Annotated in this window: 3 protein-coding genes; all 3 read right to left on the reverse strand. The window is 69.7% G+C overall.

Going from position 1 to position 26,350, the window contains the following annotated elements:
• Nucleotides 1-22 precede the first annotated feature (22 nt).
• Nucleotides 23-7,558: an amino acid adenylation domain-containing protein gene (locus tag ACFW6D_RS11390; RefSeq protein WP_379327145.1), complete on the reverse strand. Its 7,536-nt coding sequence runs from the start codon at nt 7,556-7,558 to the stop codon at nt 23-25.
• A gap of 191 nt (nt 7,559-7,749) precedes the next feature.
• Nucleotides 7,750-20,154, reverse strand: a complete 12,405-nt coding sequence (locus ACFW6D_RS11395; protein ID WP_379327147.1) for an amino acid adenylation domain-containing protein — start codon at nt 20,152-20,154, stop codon at nt 7,750-7,752.
• A gap of 287 nt (nt 20,155-20,441) precedes the next feature.
• Nucleotides 20,442-26,219: an amino acid adenylation domain-containing protein gene (locus ACFW6D_RS11400; RefSeq protein WP_379327149.1), complete on the reverse strand. Its 5,778-nt coding sequence runs from the start codon at nt 26,217-26,219 to the stop codon at nt 20,442-20,444.
• Nucleotides 26,220-26,350: the final 131 nt, after the last annotated feature.

The following is a 26,350-nucleotide window of genomic DNA, read 5'->3' on the forward strand; positions in this document are numbered from 1 at the left end:
CCAGTCGCTGCCCAGTCATGCACTAACCACCTGTTCTATCCATCCCGACTGCCGCGTGACGCTGTTGCGACTGTCCGGCGTTGCCGATCATCTCACTCAGCGCGACTATGGTCGCGCCTGCACCGTCACCCGGTGCCGCGACGGCCACCGCCGACTCGGTGAACACATGGCTCACCTCGTCGGTGCCGTCCTCGGGCGCGAGCACCAGGGTCGCACCGGCGATGCTCGCCGCGACGATCTCCAGCACACCGGCCACCGAATCCGGCCGTCCGGCTGCTCTGGTGCGTGATTCGTAGGTGAGCCCGGCCTGCCCGACCACCCGCCCGGCCGCACCGGCGAGGACGTCGTAGCTCAGGCAACGATCGCCGCCGACGAAGGCCACATCGTCACCACGCAGGGCGCGGGTCCGGTGGGCGTAGCCGATCGGGCGCGGCGATTCGGCGGCCAGTTCGGCCACCAGCGCGGGGTCGGACAGGTCGTACCAGTCCAGACCGTCCGGCGGGTCGAGGATGTCGAAGGCCAAGCCCAGCTTCACCTCGACCTGGTCGGGCAGGTACGCGTCCATCGACATCAGCGGCACCAGCGCGGCGCCCGCCTTGAGCACGGCCCAGGTGGCGATCGCGGCGTGCACGTTGCGATCGAGGCGCACCGCGACACCGGTGCCGGGCCCGGCACCGCGCGCGATCAGCGACCGCGCCAATTGCGAAGAGCGGGCGTCGAACTGATGATAGGTGAGTTCCTCGCCGCCGAGGTCGATGGCGGGCGCGTCCGGGTCCTCGTCGACGGCGGCGGCCAGTTCCTGTGCCAGTGCGGCCCCGTTGGCCGACGGTGCGGGCGCGTAGGCGGCCGCGGTCAGCGCGCGTTCGCGTTCGTCGGCGTCGCGCAGGTCGATGTCACCGATGCGGACTGCTGGATCGGCGGCCACGGCGGTGACGAGTTCGGTGAGCCCGCGCACGATCGTGGCGATCGTGGGCTCCTCGAAAAGGTCGGTGGCATAGGTGATCACGACGCCGAGCTGATCGGGTTCGCCGGTCGCGGTGAGGTGTGGCTCCACGTTGACCTGCAGGTCGACCTTGGCCGAGCGGGCGGTGCGGTCCATCGCCTCGATCGTGAGGCCGGGCAGGCGCAGCGCGGGCGTCTCGGTGTTGTGGAACGAGAGCGCCACCTGGAACAGCGGATTGTGCGAGGTCGTGCCGGTGGGCGCCACCTCCTCGACGATGCGCTCGAACGGCAGGTCGGCGTTGGCGAACGCGGCGAGGCCGACTTCGCGTGCGGTGCTGACCAATTCGTCGAATCCGCGCTGCGGGTCCACCTGGGTGCGCAGGGTGAGGGTATTGACGAACATGCCGACGAGGTCGTCGAGTTCGGGTTCGCCGCGCCCGGAGATCGGGGTGCCGATCGCGATATCGGTGCTGCCGGAGATCCGCGCGAGCAGCGCGGCCAGTACCGCGTGCACGACCATGAACAGCGAGGCGTTGTGCTCGCGGGCGATCTCGGCCAGTGCGACGTGGATCTCGGCGGGCAGCGTGGTGAGCACCTGCGCACCGCGCAGCGAGGCGTGCGGTGGGCGCGGGTGGTCGTAGGGCAGTTCGACCGTGCCCGACAACCCGGCCAGTCCGGTTCGCCAGAAATCCAACTGCCGTGCGGCGGTGGAGGTCTCGTCGTCTTCGGAGCCGAGGACCGCGCGCTGCCACAGGGCGTAGTCGGCGTACTGCACGGGTAGGGGCGCCCAGCTCGGGGAGCGGCCTTCCACGCGCGCTCGGTAGGCGATCGCCAGGTCGCGAGCGAGGGGTGCGAGCGAGGCGCCGTCGGCGATGATGTGCTGCACCACCACGGCGAGCACATGCTCTTCCTCGGCCAGCGGATCCTCGCCGGGGACCGTGAACAGACCGGCGCGCAACGGAACTCGCTCGGCGACGTCGAATCCGCCTGCGAGCAAACGTGTTACCCGATCCTGCGGATCGTCGCACTCCTCGATCGGCAGGCCGGTCGGCAGGACCGCGCTGACAGGCAGGATCTCCTGGTAGGGAACAGCTTCCGGGCCGTCGGCGGGGAAACGGGTGCGCAGTGCCTCGTGCCGTTCGAGCACATCGGCGACGGCGTAGCGCAGCGCCGAGGTGTCGAGGGTGCCGCGCAGCCGCAGCACCAGCGGGATGTTGTAGGCCGGGGAGTCGGGGTCGATGCGGTTGAGCAACCACATCCGCTGCTGCGCGGGCGAGAGCGGGATGACGCCGCGCTCGGGCGCCGGGGTGAGCGGCGGGCGCGGCGCGGCCACCGAACCGGGACGCACGCGGGCGGCCAGCGAGCCGACCGTCGGCGCCTCGAACAGGTCACGCACCACCAGATCGGTGCTCAGCGCCTGGTCGATGCGGGCGATGGCCCTGGTGGCCAGCAGCGAGTTGCCGCCGCGGTCGAAGAAGTTGTCGTCCAGGCCGATTTCGGGCACGCCGAGCAGGGTCGCGAAGACCTCGGCGACGCTGAGTTCGATGGGGGTGGTCGGGGCGCGGAAGACGGTGGCGGCGGTGAACTCCGGCGCGGGCAGCGCGGCCCGGTCGAGTTTGCCGTTGGTGGTCATCGGCAGTTCCGCGACCACCACCACGGCGTCGGGAACCATGTAACCGGTCAGGAATTCGCCGACGGCGGTGCGCACTGCCACGGGGTCGAGCGCGGTGGGTTCGTCCGCGGACTCGGCGTCGGCATCGGGGCGGCCGAAACGAGCCCCCACCGGACCCTTCGGAACGGCAGCGGGTACCACCTCCGAGGCCGGGACCACATAGGCGATCAGGCGGTCGCCCGCGTGTTCGTCGGCACGCACGATCACCGCGGCCTGTCCGACGCCGGGCACGCACAGCAGGGCCGCCTCGATCTCGCCCGGTTCGATCCGAAAGCCACGCAACTGGACCTGCTGATCGCCGCGACCGCCGTATTCGAGGGTGGGGGCGCCGCGGAAACCGATCCAGCGGCCGAGGTCACCGGAGCGGTAGCGACGGGCGCCCGGTTCGCCGAACGGGTCGGCGACGAAGCGCGTCGCGGTCAGGCCCGGCTTGCCGAGGTAGCCGCGCGCGAGTTGCTTGCCCGCGATGTAGAGCTCGCCCGCCACCCCGAACGGGACCGGGCGCAGTCGGTCGTCGAGGACGACCACCGACAGGCCGGGCAGTGCGCGACCGATGAGACTGCCGGGCAGTTCGGCGGCGTGGTCGGCGTCCCCGATCTCGGTGGCCCGCGTGGTCAAGACCTGGTGCGAGACGTGAACGGCGGTCTCGGTGATGCCGTACATATTGACGAGTTCCGGTGCGCCCGAGCCGTTTCCGTAGCGGTCGTACCAGCGGTTGAGTTTGCGGGGGTCGAGCACCTCGCCGCCGAAGACCACATAGCGCAGCGGCAGCGGGGTGGCGCCCGCCGCCTGGGCGGCGCGGTCGGCCTCGTCGAGCTGGGCGAAGGCGGTGGGGGTCTGGCTCAGCACCGTCACCTGTTCACGAGCCAGCAGCTGGCGGAACTCGTTCGGCGAGCGCGAGGTCAGGTGGTCCACCACGACCACCGACGAACCGCCCGCCAGCGCGCACCACAGTTCCCAGACCGAGAAGTCGAAGGCGAAGGAGTGGAACACCGTCCACACGTCGTCGGCGTCGAAGTCGAACAGGAGCTGGGTGTTGGCGAACAGTTCGAGCACATTGCGATGGGTCACGCCGACGCCCTTGGGCAGGCCGGTGGAGCCCGAGGTGTAGATGACGTAGGCCAGGTGATCGGGACGCAGGGGGACGTGGCGTTCCGACGACCGCAGCGGTGTGGCGGCGAAGTCGAGGTCGTCGTCGAGCAGCACCACCGGCAGCTTCGCCAGCGCGGTTCCCAGCGGCACCGTCGACAGCGGATCACCGGCGGCGGGCGCCCCGAGCAGTTCGTAGTCGGCCGAGGTCGAAAGCAGCACAGTGGGTTTCGCGTCGGCGATCACGTATTCCAGGCGCTGCATGGGGTATCCGGAGTCGATCGGCAGATACCCGGCGCCCGACAGCAGCACGGCCAGTAAAGCGACCGGCAGTTCTTCGGTGCGTGGAACGGCAACGGCCACCAGGGTTTCCGGTCCGGCGCCGTTCGCGATGAGCGCGCGGGCCAGTGCCGAGGCGCGGCCGATGAGGTCGGCGAAAGTGAGGGACCGCTCCCCCGCCTTGACCGCGATCGCATCGGGCCGCTGCTGGGCCTGGGCGCTGATCAGATCGGCGAGGGTCACCTCCGGCACCGGGACACCGGCCGAAGTCCCTTCGCGGAGCACGAATTCGCGTTCCCCGGGGGCGAGCACGTCGATATCGCCGACCGGCCGCGACGGATTCGCGACGACCGCGGCGAGGACCCTGGTCCAGCGGTCGGCGAAGTCGGCGACGGTGCCACGGTCGAAAAGGTCTGTGGCGTAGACGAAATTGGCCGCCATGCCCTGCGGTGCACCGTCTTCGCCGATGTGTTCGACGAGTTCCACCTGCAGGTCGAACTTCGCCAACGGGACGGTGAAATCGGCGGCGGACACAGCGAGGCCGGGCAGCGCGAGCTCGGTGCGGCCCAGGTTCTGGAAGGTCAGCATCACCTGGAACAGCGGGTGGCGCGCGGTCGAACGCACCGGCTCGAGCAGTTCGACGAGCCGTTCGAACGGGACATCCGCATGGCCGAAAGCCGCGAGGTCGCGGGCGCGGACCTCGGTGAGCAGGTCGGTGAAGCCGACCCCGGAATCCACCTCGGTGCGCAGGACAAGGGTGTTGACGAACATGCCGATCAGCTCGTCGAGGGCCTGCTCACCGCGGCCTGCGACCGGGGTGCCGATCGCGATGTCGCGGGTGCCGGAGAGCCGGGCCAGCAGCACGGCCAGCGCGGTGTGCACAACCATGAACAGGGTGGCGTTGTGCACCCGGGCCAGTGCGGACAGACCGGCGTGCACCGACGCGGGCACCTGAATGCTCAACGTGCCGCCCGCCCGGCTCGACACGGCGGGGCGGGGCCGGTCGGTGGGCAGTTCGAGCTGTTCGGGCAAGCCGGACAGGGTCGCATCCCAGAAGGCGAGTTGCGCGGCGAGCAGCGAGTCCGGGTCGGTCTCGGCGCCGAGCAGTTCGCGCTGCCACAGCGTGTAGTCCACGTACTGCACCGGCAGCGGCGGCCAATGCGGTGCGCCGCCGCCGCGCCGCTCGGCGTAGGCGGTGAGCAGATCGCGGATGAGCGGCGCGAACGAGAAACCGTCGGCGGCGATGTGGTGCACCACGCAGACCACGACATGCTCGGTCTCGGACAGGGCGAGCACCCGCACTCGCACCGGCGGCCCGGCGGTGACGTCGAAGCCGATCAGCGCGACGGCGCCGATCGCCTCGGTCACCTCGTCCTCCGGTACTTCGACAACATCGAAGTCGGGGATCGCGGCGGGGTCGCCCGCGGCGAGCACCACCTGGTGGCCTTCCCCGTCGAGCACCGCGCCCCCGCCCTCGGCCGAAAAATCCTGCCCGGCGCCACCGAAGGCGCTGCCCACGGACCCACTCGACGCCGGGTAGACGGTGCGAAGAACTTCGTGGCGTGCGATCAGGTCGGCGATCGCACCGCGCAGGGCGGGCAGGTCGAGGCGTCCGGACAGGCGCACCGCGACCGGGATGTTGTCCATGGCCGAGGCGGGATCGAAGCGGTTGAGGAACCACATCCGCTGCTGGGCGTAGGACAGCGGGATCAGCTCGGGGCGCGGACGCGGCGTGAGCGGCAGCGCATGCGCCGAAAGCCGTTGCTGCTCGGCGCGATTGGCCAGCGCCGCGACGGTGGGCGCCTCGAAGACGGTCTGCACCGGCACCCGCATGTCCAGCGCGGCGCCGATGCGGGCCACGGCCTGTGCGGCGAGCAACGAATCGCCACCGAGTTCGAAGAAGTCGTCGTCGGCGCCGACCCGGCCCGCACCGTCGCGCAGCAACAGCGCGGCGAACACATCGGCGACCACCTGCTCGGCCGGGGTGGCGGGCGCACGGAAACCGCGCACCGCGAACACCGGCGTCGGCAGCGCGGCCCGATCGAGCTTGCCGACCGTGGTCAGCGGCAGCTCGTCGAGGACCATGATCACCGACGGAATCATGTACGCGGGCAACGATTCCCCGATGAATTCCGCCAGCTCGCCGGTGTCCACCGTGGCCCCGACGCGGGGCAGTACATAGGCGACCAGGGCCGTCGCACCCGAGGGTGTCGCCCGGCCGAGAGTCACCGCGTAATCGAGGTCGGGGTGCGCGGTGAGCGCGTTGTCGATCTCGCCGAGCTCGATCCGGAAACCGCGCACCTTCACCTGGAAGTCGGTGCGGCCCAGGTATTCCAGCGTGCCGTCGTGGTCGTAGCGGCGCACCAGATCACCGGTGCGGTACAGCCTGCCCGGCCCGAACGGCGAGGCGACGAAACGTTGCGAAGTCAGCCCCGGCCTGCCCAGATACCCCTGCGCGAGCGCGGGGCCCGATAGGTACAGTTCGCCGACGACTCCGGCGGGCACCGGCCGCAACCGCGGGTCGAGCACGTAGAGCCCCATGCCGGGCACCGCGGTGCCGATGGTGATCGGCGCGTGCGGCGCCAGCGCCGCGGTACTGGTGGCGAGGATGGTCGCCTCGGTCGGCCCGTACCCGTTGTAGAAGGCCCTCCCGTCCCTGGCCCAGCGCCCGACCAGTTCCGGACCGAACCTGTCGCCCGCGACGATCACCGTCGTCAGATCCGGCAGCCCGGCCGAATCGACGGATTCCAGTGCGCCCGGGGTGATCAGCAGATGGGTCGCGCGCTCGCGGCGCAAGAGGTCCGACAGTTCGTGCCCGCCGAACACCCGCGGCGGCGAGATCACCAGTGTCGCACCGACGCCGAACGGCAACAGCAGCTCGAGCACCGACACATCGAAGTTCGGCGAGCAAACATGCAGCACCCGCGAATCCGGTTCCACGCCGAAGTGCTCGCGCTCGGCGGCGACCAGCGTGCCCAGCCCGGCATGGGTCACCACGACACCCTTTGGCTTGCCGGTGGAGCCGGAGGTGTAGATGACGTAGGCGGGGTTGTCCTCGTCGATCGGGCGGACCCGGTCGGCATAACTGACCGTGTGCCCTGGTCGCACGGCGATGCGCTCGGCGACAACGGGATCGTCGAGTTCGATCCAGTACGCGGTGGTGCCGAGGCGGGCGCGGTGCGCGGCGGTGGTCAGGCCGATGCTCGCGCCGGAATCGGCGACGATGTGGGCGATCCGATCGGCGGGGTAGGCGGGGTCCACCGGCACGAACGCGGCGCCGGTCTTGGCGATCGCCCAGACCGCGAGCACAGATTCGATCGAGCGGGCGATCGCGATCGCGACGACATCGCCGGCGCCCATGCCACGGTCGACGAGTTCACGTGCCAGGCGCGAGGATTGCTCGTCGAGCTCGCGATAGGTGAGTTGTCGTTGCGCGCCGGGCTCGCCCGTCGGGTTAAAGCGAAGCGCGATCGAATCGGCTGCGGATTCCACGGCGGCCGTGAGCAGCTGACCGAACAGGGGTGCGCCGACCGCCCGTCGGCGACCGGCACGGTCCGTACGGCGGGGGGTTTCCACAGACAAATCAACCTCTCGCGTCCGGCAGCCGAGTCGGACACAGCATAGCCACACCTACACAGCAGTTGCCGACCGTCGCCGAGGTGTGCGCCAGGACACACCCACTCCAACGTTTCGGAATCGTAGTGCCCATGCAGTGGATTACGGACAGGTATCGCAGGATCCGGTTATACCCGCGTCGACCTGCGCAATTACAGAGTCCGAGTAGCTATCGGCGACGAGTCGAGCAGCTCCGCGAGGACCGGTGCGATCGTCGCCAGCGCCGCGGGTGCGGTCATCCCCTGGTGCGTCGCGACCACCGCGTGGTCGGCGATCACCCCGGCGACATGGTGGCGCCACAGCGAGGCCCCGCCGTGCGGCCGCGCGCCTTCGGTGGCGACCATCGCGGTGAAGTATGTCAGATCACCGTCGAAGACCGCCGGTTCCACCGTGGCCGCCAACTCCACCAGATGTAGTGCGCCACGGTACATTCCGGCGAACTGCTCGGCGGTCAGCGGCGAATCCCCGGCCACCAGCGCGGACAGCGCCGACATCGCCTCGTCATCGAGATCGTGCAGGCGATCGGTCGGCGGCAGCTGTTCGTCGGGCACACCCATATCGACGAATGCCTGGCGCAGTTCGGCCCGGAACCCGTCCATGTCCGCGCCCGGCACGCTGTCGAGCATCGCCACCAGATCCACCTGTTCGCCGACGGCCCGCAGCTCGGTGGCGACCGCATGGGCGAGCGTGCCGCCGAGTGACCAGCCGAGCAGGTGATACGGCCCGTGCGGCTGCGCGGCACGGACTTCGGCGACATAACGCTCGACCAGTTCACGCGCGGTGGCGGGCCGGAAATCCGGCTCGGTCAGCGCCGGGGACTGGATACCCAGAATCGGTCTGCCCGCGGGCAGATGCTCGGCCAGACCCGAGTACACCCAGGCCAGACCCGACATCGGGTGCAGGCAGATCAGCGGGGGCGCGGTGCCCTCCGCGCGGATCGGCAACAGCACGCCGAGCGCGGACTCGAAGTCAGCTTTCCCGCTACCGCCTGTCGTCGTCCGCTCGGCCAGCTGGGCGACGGTGGAGGAGCTGAAGAACGAGGCAACGGTGAGGTCGGCACCCGTCGCGGCCCGCAGCCGGGCGACAACCTGGCTGGCCGACAGCGAGTTTCCGCCGAGGGCGAAGAAGTCGTCGTCGAGTCCGACCTCGGCGAGTCCGAGCACGTCGGCGAACGCCTGTGCGACAGCGATCTCATTCGGGGTCTGGGCAGGCCGGAAGACTGCCTGTTCGAACACCGGCGCGGGCAACGCATTCCGGTCCAGCTTGCCAACAGGCGTCAGCGGCACCGCATCCAGCGCCATGATCACCGATGGCACCATGTGCGCGGGCAACCTGCGTGCGGCGTGGGCGGTGAGCTCCGAGGGCACGATCTGCCTGCCCTTGACCGGCACCACATAGGAGACCAGCGCGGTACTGCCCGCGGGTGTGTCGGCGCCGACCGTGACGACGAACTCGACGTCGGCATGGTCTTCGAGCACGGTATCGATCTCGCCCAGCTCGATCCGGAAACCGCGCACCTTCACCTGGAAGTCGGTGCGGCCCAGGTACTCCAACTGCGGTTGGCCACCGTCGGCCGGACGGACCCAGCGCACCAGGTCGCCGGTGCGATAGAGCCGCGAACCGGCTTCGCCGAACGGATCGGCGACGAAACGGCTCGCCGTCAGATCCGGCCTGGCGTGATAGCCGCGAGCCAACGCGGGCCCACCCAGGTACAGCTCACCGGCGACACCGTCGGGCACCGGGCGCAACCGCGAATCCAGCACCAGCGTGCGCGCGCCGGGGATCGCGGCGCCGAGCAGCACCGCCTGCCCCGGCCGCAGCGGAGCCGAGATATTGCTGGCGACAGTGGCCTCGGTCGGCCCGTACATATTGCGGATCCTGGTCCGGCTGCCCGCGGCGGACCACGCCGACACCAGCTCCGCGGGGACCTTGTCCCCACCCACCGCGAGCTCGGTGAGCGAGGGCATCGACTCGGTCGCGATCGATGCCGCCACCAGCGGCGTCAGGAACGCGTGTGTCACTCGATTCGCGCGTACGACCTGCGCCAGCTCGGCACCGCCGACCACACCGGGCGGACTGATCACCAGTGTCGCGGCGGCCCGGAAGGCAAGCAGGAATTCCAGCAGCGACGCGTCGAACGACGGCGACGCGAACGTCAGCACCCGCGAATCACCGCCGACACCCATCAGCGCGGTTTCGGTGTCCGCGAAATCGGCGATACCGGCATGGGTCACCGTCACGCCCTTGGGCAATCCCGTGGAGCCCGAGGTGTAGATCATGTAGGCCGCATTGTCCCGGCGCAGCGGCGCGAGCCGTTCGGCATCCGGCAGCGGCGCCGACGAATACGAACCGACGACCGGATCGTCGAGCACGAACCACGCACCCGACGCGGGCAGCGGCAGCGCAGCCACCTCCGCGGCGACCGTAACCCCCAGAATCGCACCGGAATCCGACATCATGTGACGCAAGCGGTCGCTGGGATAGCGCGGATCCACCGGCAGGAACGCTGCCCCCGTTTTGACGACCGCCCAGATCGCGACGATGTTGTCCGCAGACCGTGGAATCGCGATCGCGACAGTCTTCTCCGGACCGGCGCCACCGACGATGAGCGCTCGAGCCAGCTGCGAGGACACCCGATCCAGCTCGGCATAGGTGATCGAACGGTCACCGTCGATCACCGCGATCCGGTCGCCGTCGGCGGCCACCGCAGCCGTGAGAATGTCGGCCAACGTGTCGCGCCCCGCGCCGGGAATGCTGCCGCGCGTGAGCAATTCGGCCTGTTCAGCGGTGTCGAGCAGCTCGAGGTCACCGATGACCGGTACCGGACTCGCCGCGATCGCGGTCAGGATCCGCTGGTACCGCGCAGCGAAACCGGCCACCGTCTGCTCATCGAAAAGATCACGCGCGAAACCCAATTCGGCGTAGATCCCGTTGTCGGCGCCCTGCTCGCGCAAGGTGAGCTGCAGATCGAACTTGGTGCTGTCGGCGTCGAATTCGGCTGCGGCGACCCGCAATCCGGGTAGCTCGAAGGAACTCTCCGGTACGTTCTGCAGTGCCAGCGCCACCTGGAACAGTGGGTTGCGGGCGGGCGAGCGGTGCGGCTCGACCAATTCCACCAACCGCTCGAACGGCATGTCCGCGTGCGCGAAGGCCGCCAGGTCGACCGACCTGACCTGCTCGAGCAGCGCGGCGAAGTCGCCACGCTCGTCGACTTCGGTGCGCAGCACCAAGGTGTTGACGAACATGCCGACGAGCTCGTCCAGCTCGGCCTCGCCGCGACCCGCGATCGGCGTGCCGATCACGACATCGGCGGTGCCACACAGTCGTGCCAGCAGCACCGCGAGGGCGGCGTGGGCCACCATGAACAAGGTCGCGTTGTGTTCGCGGGCGACCCGGTGCAATCCGGCGGCCAGGTCGGGATCGATGGCGAAGACCACGCGGCCACCCCGATATGTCGCCCGCGCGGGTCGCATCCGGTCGGTGGGCAGGTTCAGCTCATCGGGCGCACCGGACAGTGCGGTACGCCAGTAGTTCGCCTGCGCGGCGAGCACACTGGCCGGATCGGACTCGTCGCCGAGCGATTCCCGCTGCCACAGACTGAAGTCGGCGTACTGGACCGGAAGCGGCGCCCAGCCCGGCGCGGCGCCGGCCGAGCGGGCCGCATAGGCGATCATCAGGTCGCGGGTCAGCGGCGCCATCGACCAGCCGTCGGCCGCGATGTGATGGGCGACCAGGACCAGCACGTTCTCGTCGTCCTCGGCGTCGGTGATCCGCAGCAACTCCGCGCGCACCGGCACCTCGGTCGTCACGTCGAACCCGGCGCTCGCGATGGCGGTGATCCGCGTCCGCAGCTCGGCACGTGTCACCGACCCGACCCCGAGCCGCGGAATGTCGCCGTTGGTCGCCAGCACGACCTGTTCGGGGACACCGTCGGTCTGGGGGTAGACCGTGCGCAGCACTTCGTGCCTGCTCAGCACATCGACGACCGCCGCACGCAGCGCCTCGACATCGATCGCACCGGTGAGCTGTACTGCGGCGGGCACGTTGTACACCGCGGCGGCGGTATCGAACTGGTTGACGAACCACATGCGCTGCTGGGCCAGCGACAGCGGAATGCGAGCAGGCCGCTCGCGCGGGGTGAGCGCGACCCTGCCACCAGCGCCCTGGTATCGCTCGACCTTGACCGCCAAGGCGGCCACCGTGCTCGCTTCGAACAGCACGCGCACCGGGACGCGGGTGTCGAACGCGGCGCCGAGGCGGGCCGCGACCTGGGTGGCCAGCAGCGAGTTACCGCCGAGGGCGAAGAAGTCGTCGTCGGCACCGACACGGTCGGCACCGAGCACATCGGCGAACACCCCAGCCACGATCTCCTCGATCGGGGTCGACGGCGCGCGGAAGGTCTGGGCCTCGAACTCCGGCTCCGGCAACGCCTTTCGGTCGAGCTTGCCGTTCACGTTCAGCGGCAGCGCGTCCATGACGACGAACGCGGCGGGCACCATGTAGGACGGCAGCCCGGCCGATAGCACCGACTTGATCTGTGTCACATCTATATTCGCGTCACCAGCCTGATCGGCGACCGAGTGCGCGCGGCCGCGAGTGGGCGGATCCAGTTCGCTCGTAGCGGTCAGCGACGACGCGCCAGCGCCGACGGACTGCCCGCCCCCTTGCGCCGCACCCTTCGACGCGGCACCGACCAGATAGGCCACCAGTCGGTCGCCGGTCAGCGGGTCGGACTTGGCGATGACCGCGGCCTTGGCGATCTCGGGCAGCGCGAGCAGTGCGGCCTCGATCTCGCCGAGTTCGATACGGAAGCCGCGGATCTTCACCTGGAAGTCGGTGCGGCCGCGGTAGTCCAGTTCGCCGTCAATACAGCGCCAGGCCACCAGGTCGCCGGTGCGGTACATGCGAGCACCTGCGGGGCCGAAGGGGTCGGCGACGAAGCGGTCGGCGGTCATGGCGGGGAGGCCGTGGTAGCCCCTGGCCAGTTGGGCGCCGGACAGATACAGCTCACCGGAGACGCCGTCAGGTACCGGGTTCAGGCGCGAATCCAGCACGTAGACGCGGCTGTTCCATTCGGGGGTGCCGATGGAGACCGACCCGGTGTCGGCGGCGGTGACCCGGTGCGAGGTGATCGATACCGCGGCTTCGGTGGGGCCGTAGAGGTTGTACAGCGCGAGCTCGGGGCAGCGCGTGCGCAGGCGTTGCGCCACGGTGGCGGGCAGTGCCTCGCCGATGGCGAGCACCCGGCGCAGGCCGGCGAGTCCGGCAGCGTCTGTGGTGAGCAGGGCGTCGAGCATCGAGGGGACGGCGTGCAGGGTGGTGACCCGCTCGCGGGCCATGAGCTCGTCGAGGTAGGCGGGATCGCGATGGCCGTCGGGCGCGGCGATCACCAGGCGAGCACCCGCGACGGCGGCCGACCAGAATTCCCAGACCGAGAGGTCGAAGGTGGCGGCGGTCTTGAGCAGGACCGCGTCGTCGGCGCCGAGGTCGAATTCCGCTGTCTTCCAGAGCAACTGGTTGACCACGGCGGCATGCGGAACCGCCACACCCTTCGGTCGACCGGTGGAGCCGGACGTGAAGATCACGTACGCGGTGTTCTCCGGGCGCAGCGGCTTCGTGCGCTCGATGTCGTAAATCGGTGCGGCACTGAACGATTCCAAGCCCAGCTCGTCGATACGCACCACAGGGGCTGCATCAGTGGTGAACTCGGCATTGGTCAGCACGCAGACCGGTGCTGCTGTCTCGAGGATGTAGTCGGTGCGCTCGGCCGCTTGATCGGGATCGACCGGCACATACGCACCACCGGACTTGGCGACCGCGTACATCGCGACGACCAGGTCCACCGAGCGGCGCATCGCCAGCGCGACCCGCGACTCCGGGCCCACACCGAGCGAGATCAGGTGCCGCGCAAGGCGATTCACCTTCGCGTCGAGTTCGGCGTAGGAAAGAACAGCGCCGCGCGTCGATGAGGGACGCAGGTCGGACGACGGGTCGGTGAGGCGCGTCGACGCGGGTTCGTGGTCGGCCGACGGGTGGGGGCCGTCGTCGGCGACCAGCGCGGTCGCCTTCGGATCGGCGGCCACCGTCGCATCGAGCAGCGAGACCAGGGTGGCCTCGGTATCGATCGGGTTCGTAGTGGCGTTGCGGGCGTCGAGGATCTGGGTGCGTTCGGCCGGTGCCAGCAGCTCGATGTCGCCGACCATCACGGAGGCGTCCGCGACGACAGCGGCGAGTAGCCGGTCGAGCCGAGCGAGGAAACTCACCACGGTCGCTTCGTCGAACAGCTCGGTGGCGTAGGTGAGGAAGCCGCCGATGCCCGTCGGCGCGCCGGTTTCGTCGTAGCCGTCGGAGACGATCAGGTGCAGATCGAACTGGGAGACATCGGTGTCCGCGTTCACCGGCGCCACCGTCAGGCCGGGCAGCTCCAGTGCGCTGCGCGCCATGTTCTGGAAGGACAGGCCGACCTGGAACAGCGGGTGGTGCGCGGTGGTGCGGGGCGGGCTCAGCGCCTCGACCAGGCGCTCGAACGGGATGTCGGCATGGGAGAAGGCGGCCAGGTCGGTTTCCCGCTGGGCTGCGAGGAGGTCGGCGAAGCTCTCGCCGCCGTGCAGGCGGGTGCGGAAGACGACTGTGTTGACGAACATGCCGATCAAGTCGTCGAGTTCGCGCTCACCACGCCCGGCCACCGGGGTACCGATGGCGATGTCGGTCGACCCCGACAGCCGGGCCATGAGCACGGCGAAGGCGGTGTGTACCACCATGAACAGCGTCGCGTTGTGCTCGCGGGCCAGCTTCACCAACCCGGCGTGGACATCCGGGCTGATGTCGACGGTGCGCCGGGCGCCCACCAGCGAGGCCACGGCCGGGCGCGGACGGTCGGCGGGCAGTTCGAGCAGATCCGGCAGGTCGGCGAGTTCGGTGCGCCAGTAGTCGAGCTGGCGGGCGGCGACCGAATCCGCGACGTCCTCGTCACCGAGCACCGCGCGCTGCCACAGCGCGTAGTCGGCGTACTGCACGGCCAGCGGCGCCCAGCCGGGTTCGCCGCCGGTGGTGCGGGCGGCGTAGGCGGTCATGATGTCGCGGACCAGCGGGCCCATCGAGGAGCCGTCGGCGGCGATGTGGTGGGCCACCACGGCCAGCACGAACTCCCGGGAGCCTTCGGGTTCGACCGCCAGCAACCGAACCCGGATCGGCACATCGCGGGTGACGTCGAACGGCGTCATCGCCAGGGCGTACACCTCGGCGGCGACCTGGTCGGCCGTCACCGTGGTCGCGGTCAGCCCGGTCGACGGGCCGACCGGCAGCACCACCTGACTCGGACCCGCCGCGGTCTCGGGGTAGACCGTGCGCAGCACTTCGTGCCTGGCGACCACATCGTCGAAGGCCGCACTGAGCGCCGCGACGTCGAGGTCGCCGGTGAGCCGCAGTGCGAACGGCAGGTTGTAGGCCGCCGAGCCCGAGCTCGCCGCGCCGTCGCCACCGTCTTCGAAGCGGTTGAGGAACCACATGCGCTGCTGCGCCAGCGACAGCGGAAGTTGTTGCGGGCGTTCGATACTGCCCAGCTCCACGACCGGACCGCCGCGTCGTTCGGTCCCGATCGCGGCGGCCAGCGCGGTGACGGTGGGTGTTTCGAACAGCGCGCGAACCGGCACCCGGTCGCCGAGGGCGGCGCCGAGGCGGGCCACCACCTGGGTGGCTACCAGGGAGTTGCCGCCGAGGGCGAAGAAGTCGTCGTCGGCGCCGACCCGCTCGATCCCGAGCACCTCGGCGAACGCACTGGCCACGATCTCCTCGACCGGCGTGGCCGGCGCACGGAACTCGCCCGCGCCGAATACCGGTTCCGGCAAGGCTTTTCGGTCGAGTTTGCCACTGGGGTTCAGCGGGAACGCTTCCAGGGCCACGATGACCGACGGAATCATGTACGCCGGAAGCACTTCGGTGATCGCGGCCCGCAAGGCGTCGGGCTCGATCTCGTGTCCCGGGGTCGGTACGGCGTAGGCCACCAGCTGGTCACCCAGCGCGGAACCCATTACCAAGGCGACGACCTGACTCACCGAAGGCTGTGCCAGCAGCGCCGTTTCGATCTCGCCGAGTTCGATGCGCTGGCCACGGAACTTCACCTGGAAGTCGGTGCGGCCGATGTAGTCCAGCCGCGCGGGCAGCTCACCGACGCCCGCCCGCCACAGCACGAGATCACCGGTGCGATACATCCGGGCGCCGTCACCGAACGGGCTCGCCACGAAACGATCCGAGGTCAGATCGGGACGGCGCACATAGCCGCGGGCCAGCTGGTCGCCGGCCAGATACAGCTCACCGGGGACCCCGGCCGGGACCGGACGCAGGCGCCCGTCCAGGACGTAGACCTCGACATTCCATTCGGGCAGGCCGATCGGTACCGAGCCGCGCTCGTCGCCACGGGCCTGCCAGTAGGTGACCGAGACCGCGGCCTCGGTGGGCCCGTAGAGGTTGTGCACCCGCGCGGCCGACACCTCGGCGAACGCGGCGACGGTCTCCGGCGGCAACGCCTCGCCGATGACGAACACCTCGCGCAGGCTGTCGAGCAGGCCGGGTGCGGTGTGGGTGGCGAAGACGGTGAGCATCGAGGGCACGAAGTCGGTGACCGTAACCCCGTGCCGGGCAACCATTTCGGCGACGTAGGCCGGATCGCGGTGCCCGTCGTGGGTGGCGACCACCAGCTTCGCCCCGGTGCGCAGCGGCATGAAATAGCCCCACAGCGACACGTCGAAGGTGGTGGCGGTCTTCTGCAGGTACACGTCGTCGGGGCCGAGCGGGTATTCGGCCAGCATCCACGCGGTCTGATTGTGGATGGCGGCGTGCGACACGGCCACGCCCTTGGGGCGGCCGGTGGAGCCGGAGGTGAAGATGACGTAGGCCGGGTTCTCCGGTCGCACCGGGCGCAGCAGTTCGGCCGGGCGGACTTCGGTGTCGGCGTAGCCGCTCAGCTCGACCGAATCCAGCAGTACCAGTTCGGTTCCGGCGGGTACAGCCACCGCGTCGGCACCGGTGGAGAGCACGCAGGTGGGCTGGGCGGTGTCGAGGATGTGGGCGATGCGTTCGGCCGGGTGATCGGGATCGAGCGGAACGTACGCGCCGCCCGCGGTGACGATGGCATACATGCCGACGACCAGGTCCAGCGAGCGCCGCAGTGCCAGGCCGACAAGGGATTCCGTGCCGACGCCGCGCTCGATGAGCAGGCGGGCCAGGCGGTTGACCCGCTGATCGAACTCGCGATACGTGAGTTCGGTGCCTTCGTGGTGCACCGCGATCGCGTCGGGATGGTCGAGGACGGCGCGTCGGTAGCCGTCGAGGAGCAGTTCCGGCGCCAGCATCTGGCGAGTGTCGTTCCAGCCCCGCAGGATTCGTTCCCGCTCGGACTCACCGAGCAGTTCCACGGTGCCGACGGCCGCATCGGGGGCGGCGGTCACCGACTCCAGCAACCGCACGAACCGTTCGGCGAACACGGCGACGGTGGCTTCGTCGAACAGCTCGGTGGCGTAGGTGAACGTGGCCGTCAGACCGTCGTTGCCCGCGCCCTTCGGCGTGATCGACAGCTGCAGATCGAATTTCGCCACCGCGCCGTCGAGTTCGACCGCCTCGGCCGTCAGCCCCGGCAGCTCGACCTGAGGCGTGTCGAAGTTGTTGAAGAACAGCGCGACCTGGAACAGCGGATGATGCGCCTGCGTGCGCACCGGATCGAGCACCTCGACCAGCCGCTCGAACGGCAGCTCGCTGTGCGAAAAGGCTGCCAGGTCGGTCTCTTTCACCTGCGCGAGCAGCTCGGCGAACGAGGCCGACGGATCGATCCTGGTCCGCAGCACCAGGGTGTTGACGAACATGCCGACCAGATCGTCCAGCGCCGCCTCGCCCCGGCCCGCGACCGGCGAACCGATGACGATGTCGTCCTGACCTGCCAGCCGCGCCAGCAACGCGGCAAACGCGCTGTGCACCACCATGAACGGCGACGCACCGCCCGCGTGGGCGAGCTGGTCGATCCGGGCCTGCAGCGCGGGATCGACGTCGAAGAAGAACACCGCGCCGCTCCCGGAGGCGACGGTCGGACGTGCCCGATCCGCGGGCAGATCCAGCCGGTCCGGTACGCCTGCGAGAGTGTCACGCCAGTACTGGATCTGGGCCGTGGCCAAGGATCGCGGATCGTGCTCGGTACCGAGCATCGCGCGCTGCCACAGCGTGTAGTCGGCGTACTGCACGGCCAGCGGAGCGAAAACCGGTGTCGCGCCGACGCGACGGGCGAGGAACGCGGTGAGCAGATCCCGCACGAACGGCCCGATCGAGGCGCCGTCGGCGGTGATGTGGTGGGCCACCACGGCCAGCACGTGTTCTTCGGGGCCGAGCTCGGCCAGTGCGACCCGCAGCGGAACCTGCGCCGCCACGTCGAAGCCGGTCGAGGCAAGCCCGGCGAGCCAGCCGGGGATCTCGTCGGCGGTCATCGGCTGCGAAGGTAGCTGCGGCACAGCCTGTTCGGTGGGCAGGATCAGCTGATAGCCACTGCCGTCGGCCGGGTGGGCGGCGTCGACGACAGTGCCCGCGTCGAACACCGGGTAGACGGTGCGCAGCGACTCGTGCCGTTCGATCAGGTCGGCGAACGCCGCGCGCAGGGCCGCCACGTCGAGGGGGCCGGTCAGCCGCAGCGCGAACGGAATGTTGTTGGCCGCCGAGGCCGCGTCGAACTGGGACAGGAACCACATGCGCTGCTGCGCCAGCGACAGCGGAATGTAGTCAGGACGCGGCATCGCCGTCAACGGCAGCCGAGGCGCGTCCTGGTCCGCCAGCCCGACGAGTTCGGCCGCGAGTTCGGCCACGGTCGTCGCGGTGAACAGCAACCGGGCGGGCACCCGCGCGGCGATCTCGGCGCCGAGGCGCGCCGCGACCCGGGTGGCGATCAGCGAGTTGCCACCGAGCTCGAAGAAGTCGTCGTCGGCGCCGATCGGGTCGGTGGGTTCGAGCAGTTCGGCGTAGACCGTCGCGACCAGTTTCTCGAACCGGCCCTCGGGCGCGCGAAACTCCTTGACCCGCAACTGCGGTGCGGGCAGCGCCGCGCGGTCCAGCTTGCCGACGGGGGTCAGCGGAACCCGGTCGAGGACGGTGACCGACTGCGGCACCATGTGCGCGGGCAGGCTGCGCGCGGCATGCGCGGTGAGTTCGTCGACATCGATCTGCGCGCCGGTGGCGGCGTGCACGTAGGCAGCCAGCATCGTCGCGCCGGTGTCGAGGGTGTGGCCCACGGTGACCGCGAAGTCGACGGTGTCGTGCGCGGCGAGCACGGCGTCGATCTCGCCGAGTTCGATCCGGAAACCGCGGATCTTGACCTGGAAATCGTTGCGCCCCAGATATTCCAGCTCGCCGCTCGCCAACCTGCGGACCAGGTCGCCGGTGCGGTACAGCCGCGAACCCGAGTCGAAGGGGTTCGCCACGAAACGCACTGCGGTGAGCGCGGACCGATCGTGGTAGCCGCGCGCCAGCTGGGCACCGGTGATGTAGAGCTCGCCCGTCACGCCGTCCGGCACGGCCGAAAGTCGTTCGTCGAGAACGAATTCGGTGATGCCGCGAGTCGGCGCGCCGATGGTGACCCGCTCACCGGCGACCAACGGGTCGCTGATGTTGGTCATGATCGTGGTCTCGGTGGGGCCGTACCCGTTGAAGAACTCGCGGCCGTCGATGGCCCAGCGCCGCACCAATTCCGGCGGGCAGGCCTCGCCGCCCGCGACGACGACCCGGAAGTCGTCGAGTCCGGCCGGGTCGATCGAGGCCAGCACGGCGGGGGTGATGAAACCGTGGGTCACCCGTTCCCGGCGCAGCAGCGCTACCAGGTCGTCGCCACCGAGCACCTCTGGCGAGACGACGACCATCGTCGCGCCGCCGCCGAGGGCGAGCAGCAACTCGAGCACCGAGGCGTCGAACGAGGGCGAGGCGAAGTGCAGGGTCCGCGCCTGCGGGGTGAGCATGTAGCGCTCGCGCTGCTCCTCACAGAATCCGGCCAGCCCGGCCTGGGTGACCACCACACCCTTCGGTGTGCCGGTGGAACCCGAGGTGTAGATGACATAGGCCGGGTGCTCGGCGCGGATCGGGCGGGTCCGCTCGGCGCCGGTGATGGTCTCGACCGGGTACTCGGCGAGCTGTGCCGCGAATTCCGGGTTGTCGAGCACCAGCCACTGCACCGCCAGCGGCAGGTCCGCGTGCACCGCCTCGACGGTGAGGCCGAGCACCGCACCGGAGTCGGTGACCATGTGCGCGACGCGGTCGGCCGGGTAGTTCGGGTCGACCGGGACGAACCCCGCGCCGGTCTTGGCCACCGCCCAGACGGCCAGCACCGACTCGATCGACCGCGGAATTCCGACCGCGACCAGGCTCTCCGGGCCGACGCCGAGGTCGATCAGATACCGGGCCAACCGTGTCGAACGCTCGTCGAGTTCGGCGTAACCGAGGCTCGCCACGGTGGCGGTGCCGTCGGCGAACACCACGGCGGTGCCGCCCGAGTTGGCCTCGACCGCGGCCGACATGAGCTGCGGGAGGGTCACGACATGGGGCCGTCGAGTGCGAGTCGGGCGCTGCCTGGCCGGACGAGTCATGCTTGTGTTCCCTCGAGAATTCCGATAACGCCGGCAGTGCCGATGACACGGTCGAGGTGCGCGAATCGGCACCTGGCGACCGTCTGTAAACCGGTGAGCCGACGCGTACCGTTACATCGGGAGCAGCGGAGAATGTTCACAGACCACTCCCCTCTCGTATCGATCGACTCAACCGACCACAGCGTATCGCCGGGCCGTGAGCAGACGCACTCCGCCTGATGCGCCAGGTCGATGCGCTACTCCGGAGGACCTCCGAGGGCAGCTGCCAGCACCGGTCCCACCGTTGCCGATGGTGCCGAGCCGAGCATTTCGTGATGTGTCGCGTCGACCGGGTGATCGGTGATGACGCCGCTGATGAAGGGTCGCCACTGCGAGGCGCTGCCGCCGTTCGTGCGCGCCGCGGTGAGGTAGGTGAGGTCACCGTCGTAGGGGACCGGCGCCAGCTCGGTGACAAGGTCCATCGAGCGCAGCGCACTGCGGTACATGCCGACGAACTGCTCGCGGGGTATGTCCAGCTCGCCCGTCAACGCCCTGTGCAGGTCGCCGACCGCATCGTCGCCCAGCTCGGCCAGCCGGTCGGCTTCGGGCAGCTGCTGCTCCGGAACGCCGAGGTCGATGATCGACTGCCGGAGTTCGGTGGCGAAACCGGTCAGCTCGGTACCGGGTACGGCGTCGAGCATGACGAGCGAGCTGACCGTCTCGCCTGCTGCCTGCAAGCGGGTGGCCACGGCCTGCGCCAACACACCACCGAGGGACCAGCCGAGCAGCTGGTAGGGGCCGTGCGGCTGAACCGCGCGGATCTCGGCGAGGTAGCGGTCGACCAGTTCGTCCGCCGAGTCGGGCCGGAAGTCCGGGTCGGACAGGCCGGGCGATTGGATCCCGATGATCGGCTGGTCGGCCGGGAGGTAGGGCACCAGGCTCGTGTACGCCCACGCCAAGCCGGAGACGGGGTGCAGACACAGCAGCGGGGTGCGGTCGCCGTCCGGACTGATCGGCAGCACCACGCCGAGCGTGGCCGCCAGGTCGTCGGTGCCCGCGCCGTCGATCCGCGCCGCGAGGTCCGCCACGACCGGGTAGGCGAAAAACGTGGCCACGGTCACGTCGGCACCCGTGCGCTCGCGCAGACGGTGCACGACCTTGGTGGCGATCAGCGAATTGCCGCCGAGGGCGAAGAAATCGTCGTCGGCGCCGACCCGGTCGATCCCCAACACCGCACCGAACACCTCGGCGACAGCCTCCTCCGACGGGGTCGAGGGCGCCCGGAACTCCCGCGCATCGAACACCGGGGCGGGCAGCGCCCTGCGGTCGAGCTTGCCACTGGGGTTCAGCGGCAGCGCGTCCAGGACCATCACCGTCGACGGAACCATGTATCCGGGCAGCACCTCGGTCACCGCGGCACGCAGCTTCTCGGCGTCGATCTCCGTCCCCGGCACCGGCACCACATACGCCACCAGCTGCTCACCCGTCGGCGAATCGGACACCACCGCGACGGACTGGCTCACGGCGGACTGCCCGAGCAGCGCCGTCTCGATCTCGCCCAGCTCGATCCGCTGGCCACGGAACTTCACCTGGAAGTCGGTGCGCCCGATGTAGTCCAGACGCGGCGTCGGATCCGCCAGCCACCGCACCAGATCGCCGGTGCGATACATCCGCGCACCGGGCGCGAACGGGCTCGCCACGAAACGATCCGAGGTCAGATCGGCCCGGCCCACATAGCCGAGCGCGAGCTGGTCACCGGCCAGATACAACTCACCGGGCACACCCGCGGGCACCGGCCGCAACCGCGAATCCAGCACGAACACTTCGACATTCCACTGCGGTACACCGATCGGCACGGATTTGTCCCCACCGTGCGCCTGCCAATACGTCACTGACACCGCGGCCTCCGTCGGGCCGTACAGGTTGTGGACGCGCGCATCGGACACCTCGGCGAAGGTTGCCACCGTCTCCGGCGGCAACGCCTCTCCGATCACGAACACCTCCCGCAGGCTTTTCAGCAGCTCGGCGCAGGTGTGCGCGGCGAACACCGTCAGCATCGACGGCACGAAGTCGGTGACCGTAACCCGTTGGCGGGCAATGACTTCGGCGACATAGGCCGGATCGCGGTGTCCGTCGTGGGTGGCGACGACCAACTTCGCGCCCACCCGCAGCGGCATGAAATAGCCCCACAGCGACACGTCGAACGTGGTGGCGGTCTTCTGTAGGTACACGTCCTCGGGTCCGAGGGGGTACTCGGCCAGCATCCAGGAGATCTGGTTGTGGATCGCGGCGTGCGAGACAGCCACGCCCTTGGGACGGCCGGTGGAACCGGAGGTGAAGATGACGTACGCGGGGTTCTCCGGCCGCACCGGGCGGCGGAGTTCGGTCGCACGAACCGGGCTGTCATCGAATTCGGCCAGGTCGACCGTGTCCAGGTACACCAGGTCGGCGGTTGTGGTCACCGCGTCGGCGGTCGTGGTCAGCACGCACGTCGGCTGGGCGGTATCGAGAATGTGCGCGATTCGCTCGGCCGGATGGTCGGGATCGAGCGGCACGTACGCACCACCGGCGGTGACGACGGCGTACATGCCGACCACCAGATCCAGCGAGCGCCGGACAGCGAGGCCGACCAGCGACTCCGCGCCGACCCCGCGCTCGATGAGCAAGCGGGCCAGGCGGTTCACCTTCTGATCGAACTCGCGATAGGACAGCTCAGTGCTCTCGAAGTGCACCGCGACGGCATCGGGATGCTCGGCGACGGCTCGCCGATACGAGTCGAGCAGCAGTTCCGACGCCAGGGGGTGTCGAGTGTCGTTCCAGCCGTGCAGGATTCGTTCGCGTTCACTGTCCGCGAGCAGATCGGCGGACCCGATGGCCGCAGCCGGTTCGGCGGTCACCACGTCGAGCAGCCGGACCAGGCGCTGCGCGAAATCGGCGATGGTGGTCTCGTCGAACAGGTCGGTGGCATAGGTGAATGCCGCGCTCAGGCCGCCGGCCCCCTGCGGGGTGATGGACAGCTGCAGGTCGAACTTCGCGACCGCGCCGACGGGTTCGACGGCTTCGACCGCGAGGCCGGGCAGTTCGATCGCCGGGGTGTCGAAGTTGTTGAAGAACAACGCGACCTGGAACAGCGGATGATGCGCCTGGGTGCGCACCGGATCGAGCAGTTCGACCAGTTGCTCGAACGGCAACTCGGTATGTGAGAAGGCCGCCAGGTCAGCCTCTTTCACCTCGGCGAGGAACTCGGTGAACGAGCGCGCCGGATCGACCGGTGTGCGCAGCACCAGGGTGTTGACGAACATGCCGACCAGGTCGTCGAGCGCGGCCTCGCCACGACCGGCGACCGGGGTGCCGATCACGATGTCCTCGGTACCGGACAGGTGCGCGAGCAACATCGCGAAGGCCGCGTGGACCACCATGAAAGGCGATGCGCCACTTGCCTGTCCGAGCGCTTCGAGGCGAGTGTGCAGGCTCTGCCCGAGGTCGAAGGTGAATACCGCGCCACGGCCTGTCGCCTCGGTCGGCCGTTGCCGGTCCGCGGGCAAGTCGAGCCGGTCCGGGATACCGGCCAGGGTCTCGCGCCAGTACTTATGTTGTTGTGCGGCAAGTGATTCCGGATCTTTGCTGTCGCCGAGCAGCTCCCGCTGCCACAGCGCGTAATCGGCGTATTGCGCGGCCAGTGGCGAGAACTGCGGTGCGCTTCCCGCCGCGCGGGCCAGGTAGGCGGTGAGCAGATCGCGCACGAACGGAGCCGTGGACGCACCGTCGGCGGCGATGTGGTGGACGACAACCGCCAGCACGTGATCGTCAGGGCCGAGTTCGGCCAGCTCCACCCGCAGCGGGACCGCGGCGGCGACATCGAACCCCGCCGAGGCCGAGACCGACAGCCAGCCGGGCAGCTCGTCCTCGCGCAGCGGTTGTGGGCGCAGCTCGGGCACGGCTTGTTCGGCGGGCAGGATCACCTGGTAGCCCGTGCCGTCGATCGCCGGGTAGACCGTGCGCAGGGTTTCGTGGCGTTCGATGAGGTCGGCGACGGCCGCACGCAGCACGGCGGGGTCCAACGGGCCGCGCAGGCGCAGCGCGAACGGAATGTTGTCGGCAGGCGAGCCGGGGTCGAACTGGGACAGGAACCACATGCGCTGCTGCGCGGGCGACATCGGGATGTGCGGCGGGCGCGGCATCGGCCGCAGTGCCGCGCGCGCGGTGTCGCCGCCCGCCAACGGTGCGAGCGCGGTCGCCAGGTCGGCGACCGTGGCCGCGCCGAACAGCATGCGGGCGGGGATCCTGGCGCCGAGCTCGGCACCGAGCCGCGCGGCGACCCGGGTGGCGATCAGCGAGTTGCCGCCGAGTTCGAAGAAGTTGTCGTCGGCGCCGATCGGGGCCCGCGGTGCGAGCAACTCGGTGAAGACCGTGGCGACCAGTTCCTCGTATCGGCCGGTCGGCGCGCGGAATTGCGTCACCCGCAGCTGCGGTTTCGGCAGCGCGGCACGGTTCAGTTTGCCCGCGGGGGTCAGCGGAATCGTGGCAAGGACCGTGATCGAGGCGGGCACCATGTGCGCGGGCAAGCGCTGTTCGACGAAGGCGGTCACGGCCGCCACGTCGATCTGCGCGCCGGTGGCGGCGTGGACATAGGCGGCCAGGACGGTCGCACCGGTGTCGAGCTGGTGGCCGACCGTGACCGCGAAATCGATGGTTTCGTGGGCGGCCAGGACGGCGTCGATCTCGCCGAGCTCGATCCGCAGGCCGCGCACCTTCACCTGGAAGTCGTTGCGCCCCAGGTATTCCAGGTCCGAGACACCATCGCGGCGCACCCAGCGGACGGTGTCGCCGGTGCGGTACATGCGCTCGCCGGGCGCACCGAAGGGATTGGTGACGAACCGGCCCGAGGTCAGCGCGGGGCGACGGTGGTAACCGCGCGCCAGCTGCGGCCCCGCGATATACAGCTCGCCGACGACGCCGTCCGGTACCGGGCGCAACCGATCGTCGAGCACGAGTTCCATCGCGCCCTCGACCGGCGGGCCGAGGGTGACCGGCACCCCGGCGCGCAGCGGTTCGCTGATGTTGGTGACGATGGTCGTCTCGGTCGGACCGTACGCATTGCGGAAGGTCAGATCCGCAACAGCGCCGGTCCACCGCGCGACCAGTTCCGCCGGGCACGCCTCGCCGCCAACGACCACCACGCGCAGTGCTTCCAGACCCTCCGGGTCGACGGTCGCCAGCGCCGACGGCGTGATGATCACGTGGGTCACCCGCTCGGTGCGCAGCAGCTCACCGAGTTCCTCGCCGCCGAACACCCCGGCCGGCGCGATGACCATGGTCGAGCCCGCCGCGACGGTCAGCAGCAGTTCGGCCACCGCGATGTCGAACGAGGGCGAAGCCACGTGCAGCACCCGCGCGTCGACGGCGGCCCGGTATCGAGTCGCCATCACCGGTACGTACGCCGCCACCGCGCCGTGCGAGATCACCACGCCTTTGGGCAGGCCGGTGGTGCCGGAGGTGTAGATCACATAGGCCGGGTTCTCGGCGCGAATCCGCCGGGTGCGCTCGGCACCGGTCACCGGCTCGGTCGGATACTCGTCGAGTTTGGCCGCGAACCCCGCGTCGTCGAGGACCAGCCAGTCCACATCATCGGGCAGGCCTTCGTGCACGGCGGTGGTGGTCAAGCCGATCACCACCCCGGAGTCCGACACCATGTGCGCCACCCGGTCGGCCGGGTATTCCGGGTCGACCGGCACGAAACCCGCGCCGGTCTTGGCGACGGCCCACACCGCGACGACCGATTCGATCGATCGGGGGGCGCCGATCGCGACCAGATTCTCGGGGCCGATGCCCAGGTCGATCAGGAGTCTGGCCAACTGGGTCGACCGGGCGTCCAGCTCGGCATAGCCGAGGCTCGCCACCGCTCCTGACCCGTCAGTGCAGGTGAGGGCGATACCGTCGGGGTTGGCTTCGACCGCGGCGGCCATGAGCTGCGGCAGGGTGACAACCCTTGGTTGCCGCTGCCGGGTGGGCCGCTGCCGCACCGGCCGGGTCATGCATCCACTCCAGCGATCAACACGTCCCCATCGCACCCTTCGCATCACATCGGCGCGCACGGTGGAACGCCGGATCTCACCATCGATATCGATCGAGAGGGCAACACCCGGATCGCCGGGGTGCGCGACAC

It is taken from the genome of Nocardia sp. NPDC058705 (assembly GCF_042749305.1).
In the GTDB taxonomy this organism is placed as follows: domain Bacteria; phylum Actinomycetota; class Actinomycetes; order Mycobacteriales; family Mycobacteriaceae; genus Nocardia.